Genomic DNA, 13,287 nt, shown 5'->3' on the forward strand with positions numbered 1-13,287 from the left:
ATCACGACGGCAGGCGAGCCGCCGGGACACGGTAGGACGCCCCGTTCCACCCCGCCCCGCGTGGCGCGTCCCGGGGCGCGGATCGCCCGCTTCCGTGCAGCGGGCCCCCTCTCGGCGCGGTCCCTTCCTGCAGGAGCCGTCCGCCGGAGCGGTGCGCGCCCTCCGAGTGGTCGCCACCGGTGGTCCCGTATCATTGCGGCGTTATGTCACGCATCTACGACTGCTCCGTCGACACGGACCTCCTGACCGGCACCCGTCTCGCGCGCACCGCGATCGGCCGGGGCGAGCTCGTCGTCCTGCCGACCGACACGGTCTACGGGATCGCGGCCAACGCGTTCGATGCCGCGGCGGTGCAGCGCCTGCTCGACGCGAAGGGGCGCACCCGGCAGTCGCCGCCGCCCGTGCTGATCGGCGACGTGGCCGCGCTCGACGCCCTCGCGGAGAACGTGCCCGAGGCCGTCCGCGAGCTGGCGAAGGCCTTCTGGCCGGGTGGGCTCACGATCGTGCTGCACGCGCAGCCCTCCCTCGTCTGGGACCTGGGCGAGACACGGGGCACCGTCGCCCTCCGGATGCCCGACAACCCGGTCACCCTCGAGCTCCTCGCCGAGACGGGGCCGCTCGCGGTCTCCTCCGCCAACCGCACCGGCCGCCCGTCCGCCGCCACCGCCCAGGAGGCGCTCGACCAGCTCGGCGACTCCGTCGACGTCTACCTCGACGCGGGCACCGCCGGCAGCCGCTACAGCGACCGCCCGGTCGGCGCCAGCGAGTCCTCCACCATCGTCGACGCGACCGCGCTCAGCTTCGAGGGCGGCACCCTGCGCATCCTCCGCCAGGGCGTCGTCTCGGCCGAGAGCATCCGCGAGGTCGTCGGCGACCTCCTCCTCGACGGCGTCGCCACGGCCGAGGAGCCCGAGGCGCCCGCACCGGTCGCGTCCTACGACGCCTCCACCGAGCTCAGCGACCCGACCGTCGAGGACGACGAGCCCGTCGCCGCCGAGGAGCAGCCCGCTCCCACGGCGCGACCGGACTGGGCGTCGCGCGCTCAGGTGCAGGACGAGCCGGCGGCGAGCGGCACCGCGCGCCCCGACTCCACCCCGGGTGAGTAGCCGATGATCACCTTCGTCCTGGTCTCGCTCGCGGTCGCGGTCGTGACCTGCGGGCTGTCGTGGGTCATCTGGAAGCTCAGCCTGCGGTACCGGCTCTACCCGGCGATCCGGGTGCGCGACATGCACACCCGGCCGACCCCGCGCCTGGGCGGGATCGCCATGTTCCTCGGGATCCTCGTCGGCTTCGGCATCGCCTCGCAGCTGCCCTACTTCCGGCTGGTGTTCGCCAACCCCGAGCCGATCCTCGCGATCCTCGGCGCGAGCCTCCTGATCGTCCTGATCGGCGTCGCCGACGACATCTGGGACCTGGACTGGACGACGAAGCTCGCCGGGCAGATGATCGCCGCGGGCCTGATCGCCTGGAAGGGCGTGCAGATCGTCTCGCTGCCGATCGGCGGCCTCACCGTCGGCTCGCCCTGGATGTCGCTGATCATCACCGTGCTGGCGATCGTGCTCGTGACCAACGCGCTGAACTTCATCGACGGCCTCGACGGCCTCGTCGCCGGCGTGGCGCTGATCGCCAACGGCGTGTTCTTCCTCTACAGCTACCTGCTGGTGCAGCAGACGTCGCCGACGGACTACTTCAACCTGGCCTCGCTGATCGCGGTCGTCCTCGTCGGCGCCTGCGCGGGCTTCCTGCCGATCAACTGGCGCCCGGCGAAGATGTTCATGGGCGACGGGGGAGCGCTGCTCGTCGGCATGCTGATGGCGACTTCCGCGATCGCCGTCACCGGCCAGATCGACCCCTCGCAGCTCGCGGCGAAGGAGCTGCTGCCCGCGTTCATCCCGATCATCCTGCCGTTCGCCATCCTGGTCGTCCCGCTGATGGACTTCGGCCTCGCGGTGATCCGGCGGCTGCGTGCGGGCAAGTCGCCGTTCAGTGCCGACCGCAAGCACCTGCACCACCGGCTGCTCGACATGGGGCACTCGCACCTGCATGCCGTGCTGATCTTCTACGCCTGGACGGCGGTCGTCGCCTTCAGCTGCCTGCTGATGTTCGTCGTCGACGTCCTCTGGGTGCCGCTCGCCTTCCTCGCCATCGGGCTGCTCGCCTGCACCGTCGTCACGCTCCTCCCGCTCAGCCGCCGCAAGCGGCTCGAGGCGGCGGCGCAGTCGGCGGAGGCGTCCCCCGTCCTCGACCCCCTCGACCGCGCGTCCGAGTCCGACACGCGCCGTCCGCCGATCGGGCTCCCGCTCGGTCGCGACACGACAGCGCCGCACCAGGCGCGGAAAGAAGCATCATGACCGGAGCCTCCCCGGCCGCCCCCCGCCCCCAGCCCGCCTCGGTGCCCGTCCTCCGGCGCACGCTCGCCGTCGGCGGCGTCTTCGTCCTCGCTCTGGCCGTCGTCGGCGCGATCGTCGGCTTCCTCGCCGCCGGCGGGGAGGGCGCCGTCGGCGCCCTGATCGGCGCCGTCGTCGGCGGGGCCATGGTGGCGCTCACCGCCGCCAGCATCCTCGTCGCCAACCGGATGGACATCGGCGGCTTCTTCGCCGTGGTGCTCGGCACCTGGCTCGCGAAGTTCGTCCTCTTCGTGATCGCGGCCCTCGTGCTGCGCGACCAGCCGTGGCTGAACAGCACCGCGATGTTCGTCACGATCATCGCGGCGGTCCTCGGCTCGCTCGTGATCGACGTCCTCGTCGTCTCGCGCTCGCGCATGGCGAACGTCAGCGACATCGCCCGATGAGCGCCGCCCGAGTGGCGTCTGAGAGGATCACGATTCGGCTCTCAGGCCGTTCTGTTGCTACAGTAGGGTCCAATCCCCGCAGGCGACGTGTGCCCGTCCTCAGGTCGTCTCATCGTTGATGTCGACCGCCGAGTGCGAACGCCGTCCGAGCGGAATACCCCACCTTTCGTCGTCGCGAGAGCGTTGCGTCCGAACGATTCACGTCGTTCGCCTGCCACGTGCCACGCCCCGAATTCCAGGAGCTAGCGCTGTTTGCTAACGCTGTGACCCTGTTGGTCTCGTCCTCGACCGGTGAGAGTGACTTCCACACCCCGTCGATCTCCGAGTTCTTCCCGCCCGGTTTCCTCTTCGAGGGAACCCCTTTCGAGATCAACCGCGTCATGCTGGTCCGCTTCATCGCGGTCATCGCACTGATGCTGTTCTTCTACCTCGGGACGCGCAAGATGCGCATCGTCCCGGGACGCTTCCAGAGCGTCGTGGAGATGGCCTTCGACTTCGTCCGCGTGACGATCGCGAAGGACATCCTCGGCGAGAAGGACGCGCGCCGCTTCCTGCCGATCCTGGTGACGATCTTCTTCGCGATCATCGCGATGAACCTCACCGGCATCGTCCCGTTCCTGAACATCGCGGGAACGTCGGTCGTGGGCATGCCCCTCTTCCTCGGCCTGGTCGCGTACGTCACCTTCATCTACGCCGGGATCAAGGACCGGGGGATGGGCTTCTTCAAGAACGCCCTCTTCCCGCCCGGAGCCCCGTTCCTGATCTACTTCATCCTCACGCCGATCGAGCTGCTGCAGACGTTCATCATCCGTCCGCTCTCGCTCGCGCTGCGGCTCGTGATGAACATGATCGTCGGGCACCTGCTCCTGGTGCTGTGCTTCTCGGCCACGCAGTTCTTCCTCTTCAGCTCGCAGATCGACCCGGGCTTCAAGCTCTTCGGTGTCGTGACCTTCGCCTTCGGCGGCGCCTTCACGCTCTTCGAGCTGCTGGTCGCCGTGCTGCAGGCCTACATCTTCACTCTCCTCGCTGCGGTCTACATCCAGTTGGCCGTCGCCGAGGAGCACTGACCCCACTACTCACGGGCTCCCGCCCGTTCACACGATCACCCCACTGAAAGGACCCACTCGTGGACTCAGTCACCGTTCTCGCCGAACTCACCGGCAACATCGCGACGGTCGGTTACGGCCTCGCAGCGATCGGCCCCGGCATCGGTGTCGGCATCGTCGCGGGCAAGACCGTCGAGGCCATGGCGCGCCAGCCCGAGATGGCCGGCCGCCTCCAGACCACGATGTTCCTCGGCATCGCGTTCACCGAGGTGCTCGCGCTCATCGGTCTCGCCACCTACTTCATCTTCGCGGCGTAGTCGTGTTCAGCACCGCTGTGAACATCGCTGCGGAAGAAGGTGACGTCCCCGCGGTCATTCTGATCCCGGAGTTCTACGACTTCTTCTGGTCGGGGGTGATCTTCCTCATCCTGCTGTTCTTCTTCTGGAGGCTGGTCCTGCCGCGCATCCAGACGATGCTCGACGCGCGCTCCGCCGCGATCGAGGGGAACATCGCGAAGGCCGACGAGGCCCAGCGACAGGCTGAGATCGCACTCGAGAAGTACACCGCTCAGCTGGCCGAGGCCCGCGCCGAGGCCGGAGTGATCCGCGAGAAGGCGAACGCCGACGGCAACGCGATCGTGGCGGCGAAGAAGGAGCAGGCGCAGGTCGAGGCCGAGCGCATCCTCCAGAACGCGCACGCCCAGATCGAGGCGGACCGCCAGTCGGCCGTCGTCGCTCTGCGCTCCGAAGTCGGAACCCTCGCCATCGATCTCGCCTCCGGTGTCATCGGCGAGAGCCTCAACGACGACGCGAAGGCGTCCGCGATCGTGGACCGCTTCCTCGCCGACCTCGAGGCCTCGGAGAAGGCGAACAGCTGATGGGCAGCGCGTCCAGGCAGGCACTCGCGTCGGCGAAGGCGGAGCTCTCCGCCCTCGGCGGCCAGGCGTCCCTCGACACCGCCCAGCAGCTCTTCGAGGCGGCCCGGGTCATCGACGGGCAGGCGCAGCTGCGCACGGTCCTGTCCGACCCGAGCACCGACGCAGGCAGCAGACAGGCCCTCGTCGCCCGGGTGTTCGCACCCTTCGGTGAGCCGGCCAAGCGCCTGCTGACCGTCGTCGTGGGCCACCGCTGGTCGAGCCCGAGCGATCTGATCGCCGGGATCGAGGAGGTCGGGGTCCGTGCGATCGCGTCCGCCACTCCGGAGGGCGTCTCGCTCGAGACCGAGCTGCAGACCTTCGGCGCCGTCGTGGCGTCGGATGCTCAGCTCGAGCTCGCGCTCGGCAGCAAGCTCGCCGCGGCGGACTCGAAGGTGGCGCTCGTGCAGCGCCTCCTCGAGGGCAAGGCCTCCGCGGAGACCCTCGCCATCCTCCGCCAGCTGATCGCGCACCCGCGCGGTCGTCGCATCCCCGAGCTCGTCCGCTTCGCGGCGGGCGTCGTCGCCGACCAGGGCGGCTTCACCCTCGCCACGGTCTCGGTCGCGGCTCCGCTGCACCCCGAGCAGCTCGACCGGCTCCGCTCGGCGCTCACGCGCCAGTACGGCCGCCCGGTCTCCGTCAACGTCCTGGTCGACCCCTCCCTCCTGGGCGGCATGCGACTGCACGTCGGCGACGAGGTCATCGACGGCTCCGTCTCGGCGCGGCTGTCCGACCTGAAGCTCCAGCTCGCGTCCTGACGGACGCACGTATCCTCAGGGAGCGGCTCGCGCCGCCTCCGACCTCCGCTCCACCCAGGTCAGGCCCCGACGACCGCTTCGGCTCGCACGGACCCAACGAATAGGAATTCCCATGGCAGATATCACCATCAGCCCGGATGAGATCCGCGACGCGCTGAAGGACTTCGTCTCGTCGTACGAGCCGGGCAAGGCGTCCACCACCGAGGTCGGCTACGTCATCGACGCCGCCGACGGCATCGCCCACGTCGAGGGACTCCCCGGCGTCATGGCGAACGAGCTGATCCGCTTCTCCAACGGCGTGCTGGGCCTCGCTCAGAACCTCGACGAGAACGAGATCGGCGTCGTCGTCCTCGGCGAGTTCTCCGGCATCGAGGAGGGCATGGAGGTGACCCGCACCGGCGAGGTCCTCTCCGTCCCCGTCGGCGACGGCTACCTCGGCCGCGTCGTCGACCCGCTCGGCAACCCGATCGACGGACTCGGCGACATCGCCTCCGAGGGCCGCCGCGCCCTCGAGCTCCAGGCGCCCGGCGTCATGTCGCGCAAGTCGGTCCATGAGCCGCTGCAGACCGGCATCAAGGCCATCGACGCGATGATCCCCGTCGGCCGCGGACAGCGCCAGCTCATCATCGGCGACCGCCAGACCGGCAAGACGGCCATCGCGATCGACACGATCATCAACCAGAAGGCCAACTGGGAGTCCGGCGACACGAACAAGCAGGTCCGCTGCATCTACGTCGCCATCGGCCAGAAGGGCTCGACCATCGCCTCGGTGAAGGGCGCGCTCGAGGACGCCGGAGCGATGGAGTACACGACGATCGTCGCGTCCCCCGCCTCGGACCCCGCTGGCTTCAAGTACCTCGCCCCCTACACCGGCTCGGCCATCGGCCAGCACTGGATGTACGGCGGCAAGCACGTCCTGATCATCTTCGACGACCTGTCGAAGCAGGCCGAGGCCTACCGCGCCGTGTCGCTCCTCCTGCGCCGCCCGCCGGGACGCGAGGCGTACCCCGGCGACGTCTTCTACCTGCACTCCCGCCTGCTGGAGCGCTGCGCGAAGCTGTCCGACGAGCTCGGCGCCGGCTCGATGACGGGTCTCCCGATCATCGAGACCAAGGCGAACGACGTCTCGGCGTACATCCCGACCAACGTGATCTCGATCACCGACGGCCAGATCTTCCTCCAGTCCGACCTCTTCAACGCCAACCAGCGTCCGGCGGTCGACGTGGGCATCTCGGTGTCGCGAGTCGGCGGTGACGCCCAGGTCAAGTCGATCAAGAAGGTCTCCGGAACGCTGAAGCTCGAGCTGGCGCAGTACCGCTCGCTCGAGGCGTTCGCGATGTTCGCGTCGGACCTCGACGCCGCCTCGCGCCGTCAGCTCGCCCGCGGCGCCCGCCTCACGGAGCTGCTCAAGCAGCCGCAGTACTCGCCGTACCCCGTCGAGGAGCAGGTCGTCTCGATCTGGGCCGGAACGAACGGCAAGCTCGACGAGGTGCCCGTCCCCGACGTGCTGCGCTTCGAGCGCGAGCTGCTCGACTACCTGGGCCGCAACACGCAGGTCCTCTCCACGCTGCGCGACACCAACGTGCTCTCCGACGACACCGTCGCCGAGCTGCACCGTGCCGTCGACGGCTTCAAGCTCGAGTTCCAGACCGGTGAGGGCAAGCCGCTCGCCTCGGTCGGGCGCGAGGAGCACAAGGCGATCTCGGCCGACGAGGTCGGCCAGGAGAAGATCGTCAAGGGCCGTCGCTAACAGCGGCCCCCTGACGATTCAGAGAAGGACAACAGGAGACACATGGGAGCGCAACTCCGGGTCTACCGGTCGAAGATCCGCTCGGCCCAGACGACCAAGAAGATCACCCGCGCCATGGAGCTGATCTCGGCCTCGCGCATCCAGAAGGCGCAGAACCGCGTCGCCGCCGCGGCTCCGTACTCGAACGCCATCACGCGCGCCGTGTCGGCCGTCGCGACCTACTCGAACGTCGAGCACCCGCTCACGACCGAGCGCGAGAAGCTCGACACGGCCGCGATCGTGATCTTCACCTCCGACCGCGGCCTCGCGGGCGCGTTCTCCTCTAGCGTGCTCAAGGAGGCGGAGGAGCTGGCCTCGCTGCTGCGCAGCGAGGGCAAGGAGGTCGTCTTCTACCTGGTCGGCCGCAAGGCGAACGCATACTTCTCGTTCCGCCGGCGTCCGAGCGTCCGCATCTGGACGGGCGGCACCGACCAGCCGGTGTTCGAGACGGCGAAGGAGATCGCCGACGCGGTCGTCGACTCCTACAACCTCGATGACGAAGAGGGCGGAGTGGACGAGATCCACCTCGTGTACAACCGCTTCGTCAGCATGGTCACCCAGCAGCCGACCGTCGTCCGGCTCCTGCCGCTCGAGGTCGTCGAGGGCGCCGAGGATCAGAACACCGATCTGTACCCGCTCTACGAGTTCGAGCCCGACCCCGAGACGGTCCTCGACCGCCTCCTGCCGGTCTACGTCGAAAGCCGCATCTTCAACGCGATGCTGCAGTCGGCGGCGTCCGAGCACGCGGCGCGCCAGAAGGCGATGAAGTCGGCGAGCGACAACGCCGACACCCTCATCAAGACCTACACCCGGCTCGCCAACAACGCGCGCCAGACCGAGATCACGCAGCAGATCGCCGAGATCGTCGGCGGCGCCGACGCCCTGTCGTCCTCGAAGTAGACGGCGCACCTCCCCGACACGAAGCCTCCGCCCTCCGGGTGCGGTGAGACCACAGAAGGAAGAAGCAATGACACTGACCGCACCTGAGGCGGCGACCGGGACTCCGGGCGGGGCCGTCGGCCGTATCGCCCGCGTCACCGGCCCCGTCGTTGACATCGAGTTCCCCCACGACGCGATCCCCGAGGTCTACAACGCGCTCTACACGCACGTCGAGGTCGAGGGCGTCTCGTCCAAGCTGACCTTCGAGGTCGCGCAGCACCTGGGCGACGACCTCGTCCGCGCCATCTCGCTCAACCCGACCGACGGACTCGTCCGCGGCCAGGAGGTCCACGACACCGGCCTGCCGATCTCGGTCCCGGTCGGCGACGTGACCAAGGGCAAGGTCTTCAACGTGATCGGCGAGGTGCTCAACGCTGACGCCGACGGCACGATCAACGGACAGTCGTTCGAGATCACCGAGCGCTGGCCGATCCACCGCAAGCCCCCGGCGTTCGACCAGCTCGAGTCGAAGACCGAGCTCTTCGAGACCGGCATCAAGGTCATCGACCTCCTCACCCCGTACGTGCAGGGCGGCAAGATCGGCCTGTTCGGCGGAGCGGGCGTCGGCAAGACCGTCCTCATCCAGGAGATGATCCAGCGCGTCGCGCAGGACCACGGTGGAGTGTCCGTGTTCGCCGGTGTCGGCGAGCGCACCCGTGAGGGCAACGACCTCATCGCCGAGATGGAGGAGGCGGGCGTCTTCGACAAGACGGCCCTCGTCTTCGGCCAGATGGACGAGCCGCCGGGAACCCGCCTCCGCGTCGCGCTCTCCGCGCTGACGATGGCGGAGTACTTCCGCGACGTGCAGAAGCAGGACGTGCTGCTCTTCATCGACAACATCTTCCGCTTCACCCAGGCCGGCTCGGAGGTGTCGACCCTCCTGGGCCGCATGCCCTCCGCGGTGGGCTACCAGCCGAACCTCGCCGACGAGATGGGTGTGCTCCAGGAGCGCATCACCTCGACGCGCGGACACTCGATCACCTCGCTGCAGGCGATCTACGTCCCCGCCGACGACTACACCGACCCGGCGCCGGCCACGACGTTCGCGCACCTCGACGCGACGACCGAGCTCTCCCGTGAGATCGCGTCGAAGGGCCTCTACCCGGCCGTCGACCCGCTGACCTCGACCTCGCGAATCCTCGACCCCCGCTACCTGGGTGCCGACCACTACCGCGTGGCCACGAACGTCAAGCAGATCCTGCAGAAGAACAAGGAGCTGCAGGAGATCATCGCGATCCTCGGCGTCGACGAGCTCTCCGAGGAGGACAAGATCACGGTGTCGCGTGCGCGCCGGATCCAGCAGTTCCTCTCGCAGAACACCTACATGGCGAAGAAGTTCACCGGCGTGGAGGGCTCGACCGTCCCGCTGAAGGACACCATCGAGTCGTTCGACGCGATCGCCCGCGGCGAGTTCGACCACGTGGCCGAGCAGGCGTTCTTCAACGTCGGCCCGATCACGGACGTCGAGGAGAAGTGGGCCCAGATCCAGAAGGAGAACGGCTGATCATGGCCGCGTTCCTGAAGGTCAGCGTCGTCTCCGCGAACGCGGAGGTCTGGGCGGGCGACGCGAAGCAGATCTCGGCTCGCACCGTCGAGGGCGAGATCGGCATCCTGGTCGGTCACGAGCCGATGCTCGCGATCCTCGCCTCCGGTGAGGTGCGCGTCACGGCCGCCGACGGGACTCGGATCACCGCGCAGGCGGACGACGGCTTCCTGTCCGTCGAGAACGACGTCGTCACCGTCGTGGCCCGCGAGGCCGCGCTGGTCTGACGACCCGCCGCCTCGAGCGGCGACCGGAGGGGCCGGGTGATCATCGCGATCGCCCGGCCCCTCCGTCGTGCGCGGCGTCCCCTCGCCGCGTCCCCCGCGTGCGCTCTCGCACGCCGTCCTCCCGAGGAGTCCCGTGCACGTCCTGCTTCCCCCGTCCGAGACCAAGCGCGACGGCGGCTCGGCCGAGTTCCGGGTCGAGGAGCTGTCGTTCCCGGGGCTGACCGATCGTCGCGTCGCCCTGCGCGACGCGCTGGTCGCGCTCGCCGGCGACCGGGACGCGGCGTCCCGCGCACTGAAGCTCGGTCCCCGGCAGCTCGGCGAGATCGAGCGCAACGCGGCACTGCCGACCGCGCCGGCGATGCCCGCGGTGGACCGCTTCGACGGTGTGCTGTTCGACGCGCTCGAGGCGGCGTCGCTCTCGGCCGGGGCGCGCGGCGTCCTCGGCCGGATCGTCGTGGTGCAGTCCGCGCTCTGGGGTCCCGTCCGGGGCCTCGACGGCATCCCCGCCTACCGGCTGTCGCACGACTCGCGTATCCCCGGGATGCCGCTCAAGCGCTGGTGGGCTGCCGAGGCGGGGCGCGAGCTGTCGGCGCTCCCGGGTCTCGTCCTCGACCTGCGCAGCGAGTCCTACGCGGCGCTCGGGCCGCTGCAGCCGGGGGAGGGGCGCTTCTTCGTCCGGGTGCGGTCGCGCGACGCGACGGGGCAGCTGCGCAACCTCAACCACTTCAACAAGCAGGGCAAGGGTCTCTTCGTCCGCGCGCTCGCGGAGGACGGCGTCGAGACCGACGCCCTCGCCGAGCTGATCGAGTGGGCGGCGTCCCGCGGGTTCGAGCTGGCGCCGAACGCCGGCAGCGGCGAGCTGGATCTCGTCGTGCGCTCGGCCTGAGCGTCAGGAGCGGGCGCGGAAGCACCCGGTGAGGTGGTCGTCGACGACGCCGGCCGACTGCAGCAGGGCGTACATGGTCGTCGCGCCGACGAAGCGGAAGCCGGCCTTCCGGAGCGCCTTCGAGAGCGCGAGGGACGCCGGAGTGGAGGTCGGGACGTCGGCGGGGCGGACGATCCGGCCGGGCGGGGCGTCCTCCTCGAACGACCAGACCAGGCGGTCGATCGCGCCCTCGCCGTCGCGCTCGCGCAGGGTGACGGCCGCCTGCGCGTTGCCGATGGTCGCGAGGATCTTGGGGCGGCTGCGGATGATGCCGGCGTCGTCCATCAGGCGGTCCACGTCGTCCGCGTCCATCGCGGCGACGACGTCGATATCGAAGCCGTGGAAGACCTCGCGGAACCGTGGCCGCTTGCGGAGGATGGTGATCCAGGAGAGCCCCGCCTGGAAGCCCTCGAGGCAGATCTTCTCGAAGAGCGGCCGGTCTCCGTGCAGGGGGACGCCCCACTCCTCGTCGTGGTAGCGGCGGTACTCGACGTCGTCGCCGCTCCAGCCGCAGCGGACGGTCCCGTCCGCGTCGGTGATCAGCCCGTTCTCGGCCGTCATCGGTGCGCGATCCCCTCGTGATCGAGCAGCCAGGCCTTCGTGGCGACGCCCTCACCGGCACTGAAGCCGGTGATCCGGCCGTCTCCGGCCAGCACACGGTGGCAGCCGACGAGGATCGGGATCGGGTTCGCGCCGACGGCGCCGCCGATGGGCCGACCGGAGCGGAGCCGTCCCGTCGCCTGCCCGAGGGCACCGTAGGAGGTGATCTCGCCGAAGCCGATCCCCTGGAGCGCTCCCCAGATCTCCAGCTGGAAGGGCGTTCCACGGAGCAGCAGCGGCAGGTCGAAGGTGCGCCGCTCGCCGGCGAAGTACGCATCGAGCTGGTCGACCGCGGTGCAGAGGACGGGGAGCGAGCTGTCGGGCAGGTGGTCGTGCGGGAGGGTTCCGCCGTTCTCGATCGCGAGCGAGACGATCGACTCGCCGTCGCTGCCGACCTCGATCCGGCCGAGGGGGCTGACGGTGCGGCGCACGTGCAGGGGAGTCGTTCTCATGCCACGAGAGTAGCCGCGGCTCACGCGGGTGACCGGCGGGAATCGGACATCGGTGGACGGCTCCGCAGCTCGGCGGCCTGTGGAGGACGGAACGGGCGCGTCGAGATCCACCGGCCTCGCAGTCCCGCCGTGCTGACGGTGGGCGGGTCTCGATACGCCCCTGCGGGGCTACTCGACCAGCATGCATGTGCCGACTGCGGAGCGTCGGGCCACCCTGCTGATCGAGTAGCCCGCGGAGCGGGCGTATCGAGATCCACCCACCGGGCGCACGTCCGGGCGCGGTGGGCCTGCGTCCTCCACAGGTGGCGTTCCGGCGATCTGTCTTCCGGTCGCCGTGGGCCCCGCCCCGCAGCGACGCCGGGCCCGCCACCGTTGCCGCATGACATCCACTGCATCGCCTCCGGTCCACCCCGTCGATCACAACGCCGTGCTCGCGGCGATCCCTCGCCTGCTCGGGCATCCGCCCCACGAGAGCGTCGTCCTCGTCCCGCTGAGGTGCGGCACGCCCACCGGCGCCCTCCGCTTCGACCTCGCTGTCGGCGATCCGACACGAGCAGCACGGGTCTGGATCGGGGCCCTCGGGCGCTTCGGGCGCGTGGAGTGCCTGGTGATCGTGCTGTTCTCCTGCGACCGACGCGTTCCGTCCGCCGGTGCGCTGATCGGCGCGCTGAGCAGTCGAGCGCAGGAGCTCGGAATCGCCGTGGAGGTGCTCGTCCCCGCCGGCCCGCGCCGCCCGCGCCGACCGGGCAGCGGAACGACGGTCCTCAGAAGGGCCGGCGAGACCCCCTCGGCGGAACTGCTGCCCGCCGCCGACCGAGGGGAGGCGCTGGCGATCGCGGCGGAGGTGGACGCGCTGCTCGACCGGCACCCGCGCGCTCGTCTCCCCGAGGCGGTGACGGCCGACGTCGAGTCCCTTCTGCTGCGCGCAGCCGCGGGTCGTCCCTGGCAGCCGCGGACCCGCGCGCTCGCCGCGCTCATCGTCGGTGCGCAACGGCGGGAAGGGCGGGAGCGGGTGATCCGACTCGTCGCCTCTCCCGACCGCGCCGCTGCGTCGTCCGTCATCGGGCTCGTCGCGCACGCGGCCGCGGCGGCGCCGGCGACCGAGCGGGGACCGCTGCTGGTCCTGCTCGCCACGCTCCACTGGTCGTCGGGGTCGATCCGCTCAGCGGCGCTCCTCGCGCGGGAGGCGGTCCGCCTCGACCCGCACGATCACGACTCGCGGATCCTCGCAGCCGCTCTCGAGGGCGGCGAGCCGTGCCCGTGGGTCGCCGAGGGGCGCCGTGCCGCGTGAGGCGCGTCCGGCG

At 70.1% G+C, this 13,287-nt stretch carries 15 protein-coding genes; 13 read left to right on the forward strand and 2 right to left on the reverse strand.

Annotation, left to right across the window (positions count from 1 at the left end; genetic code table 11):
* Positions 1–203 precede the first annotated feature (203 nt).
* The 12 genes from MT355_RS06660 to MT355_RS06715 all read left to right on the forward strand — a co-directional run bounded on the left by MT355_RS06660 (position 204) and on the right by MT355_RS06715 (position 10,892).
* Positions 204–1,106, forward strand: coding sequence for an L-threonylcarbamoyladenylate synthase (locus MT355_RS06660; protein WP_243598962.1), 903 nt, complete (start codon positions 204–206; stop codon positions 1,104–1,106).
* 3 nt (positions 1,107–1,109) lie between these two features.
* A complete protein-coding gene (locus MT355_RS06665; protein ID WP_243598963.1) occupies positions 1,110–2,351 on the forward strand; it encodes an MraY family glycosyltransferase in 1,242 nt (413 codons plus the stop codon).
* Positions 2,348–2,791 carry a hypothetical protein gene (locus tag MT355_RS06670; protein WP_243598964.1) on the forward strand — a complete coding sequence of 148 codons (444 nt, stop codon included), beginning with the start codon at positions 2,348–2,350 and terminating at the stop codon, positions 2,789–2,791. Before MT355_RS06665 ends, MT355_RS06670 begins: the two co-directional genes overlap by 4 nt.
* A gap of 263 nt (positions 2,792–3,054) precedes the next feature.
* Complete coding sequence (atpB, locus tag MT355_RS06675; protein ID WP_123445503.1) at positions 3,055–3,858, forward strand: F0F1 ATP synthase subunit A; 804 nt, start codon at positions 3,055–3,057, stop codon at positions 3,856–3,858.
* A gap of 59 nt (positions 3,859–3,917) precedes the next feature.
* On the forward strand, positions 3,918–4,154 hold the full coding sequence (locus MT355_RS06680; RefSeq protein WP_055794702.1) for an ATP synthase F0 subunit C: 237 nt from the start codon (positions 3,918–3,920) through the stop codon (positions 4,152–4,154).
* A gap of 2 nt (positions 4,155–4,156) precedes the next feature.
* Positions 4,157–4,714, forward strand: coding sequence for a F0F1 ATP synthase subunit B (locus MT355_RS06685; RefSeq protein ID WP_243582674.1), 558 nt, complete (start codon positions 4,157–4,159; stop codon positions 4,712–4,714).
* Positions 4,714–5,508, forward strand: coding sequence for a F0F1 ATP synthase subunit delta (locus tag MT355_RS06690; protein WP_243598965.1), 795 nt, complete (start codon positions 4,714–4,716; stop codon positions 5,506–5,508). Before MT355_RS06685 ends, MT355_RS06690 begins: the two co-directional genes overlap by 1 nt.
* A 112-nt stretch (positions 5,509–5,620) precedes the next feature.
* Entirely contained in the window at positions 5,621–7,258 is a 1,638-nt protein-coding gene (gene atpA, locus MT355_RS06695) for a F0F1 ATP synthase subunit alpha (RefSeq protein ID WP_123702905.1), read from the forward strand.
* Between the two features lie 42 nt (positions 7,259–7,300).
* Positions 7,301–8,197 (forward strand): F0F1 ATP synthase subunit gamma, encoded by an 897-nt coding sequence (locus tag MT355_RS06700; RefSeq protein WP_123445506.1) that lies wholly within the window; start codon positions 7,301–7,303, stop codon positions 8,195–8,197.
* Between the two features lie 67 nt (positions 8,198–8,264).
* On the forward strand, positions 8,265–9,740 hold the full coding sequence (gene atpD, locus MT355_RS06705; protein ID WP_123445507.1) for a F0F1 ATP synthase subunit beta: 1,476 nt from the start codon (positions 8,265–8,267) through the stop codon (positions 9,738–9,740).
* A gap of 2 nt (positions 9,741–9,742) precedes the next feature.
* Positions 9,743–10,006 carry a F0F1 ATP synthase subunit epsilon gene (locus MT355_RS06710; RefSeq protein WP_243598966.1) on the forward strand — a complete coding sequence of 88 codons (264 nt, stop codon included), beginning with the start codon at positions 9,743–9,745 and terminating at the stop codon, positions 10,004–10,006.
* 133 nt (positions 10,007–10,139) lie between these two features.
* Entirely contained in the window at positions 10,140–10,892 is a 753-nt protein-coding gene (locus tag MT355_RS06715; RefSeq protein ID WP_243598967.1) for a YaaA family protein, read from the forward strand.
* 3 nt (positions 10,893–10,895) lie between these two features.
* Here the strand turns inward: MT355_RS06715 and MT355_RS06720 are convergent, their stop codons facing one another.
* Together MT355_RS06720 and MT355_RS06725 are read right to left on the reverse strand one after the other, a co-directional pair.
* On the reverse strand, positions 10,896–11,492 hold the full coding sequence (locus tag MT355_RS06720; protein ID WP_243598968.1) for a DNA-3-methyladenine glycosylase I: 597 nt from the start codon (positions 11,490–11,492) through the stop codon (positions 10,896–10,898).
* Complete coding sequence (locus tag MT355_RS06725; RefSeq protein ID WP_123735367.1) at positions 11,489–11,983, reverse strand: methylated-DNA--[protein]-cysteine S-methyltransferase; 495 nt, start codon at positions 11,981–11,983, stop codon at positions 11,489–11,491. The genes MT355_RS06720 and MT355_RS06725 overlap by 4 nt, the downstream gene beginning before the upstream one ends.
* A 379-nt stretch (positions 11,984–12,362) precedes the next feature.
* Between MT355_RS06725 and MT355_RS06730 the strand changes: the two genes are divergently transcribed.
* Positions 12,363–13,274, forward strand: coding sequence for a DUF4192 family protein (locus tag MT355_RS06730; RefSeq protein WP_243598969.1), 912 nt, complete (start codon positions 12,363–12,365; stop codon positions 13,272–13,274).
* Positions 13,275–13,287: the final 13 nt, after the last annotated feature.

Source organism: Rathayibacter sp. VKM Ac-2929 (assembly GCF_022815495.1).
Taxonomy (GTDB): Bacteria; Actinomycetota; Actinomycetes; order Actinomycetales; family Microbacteriaceae; genus Rathayibacter; species Rathayibacter festucae.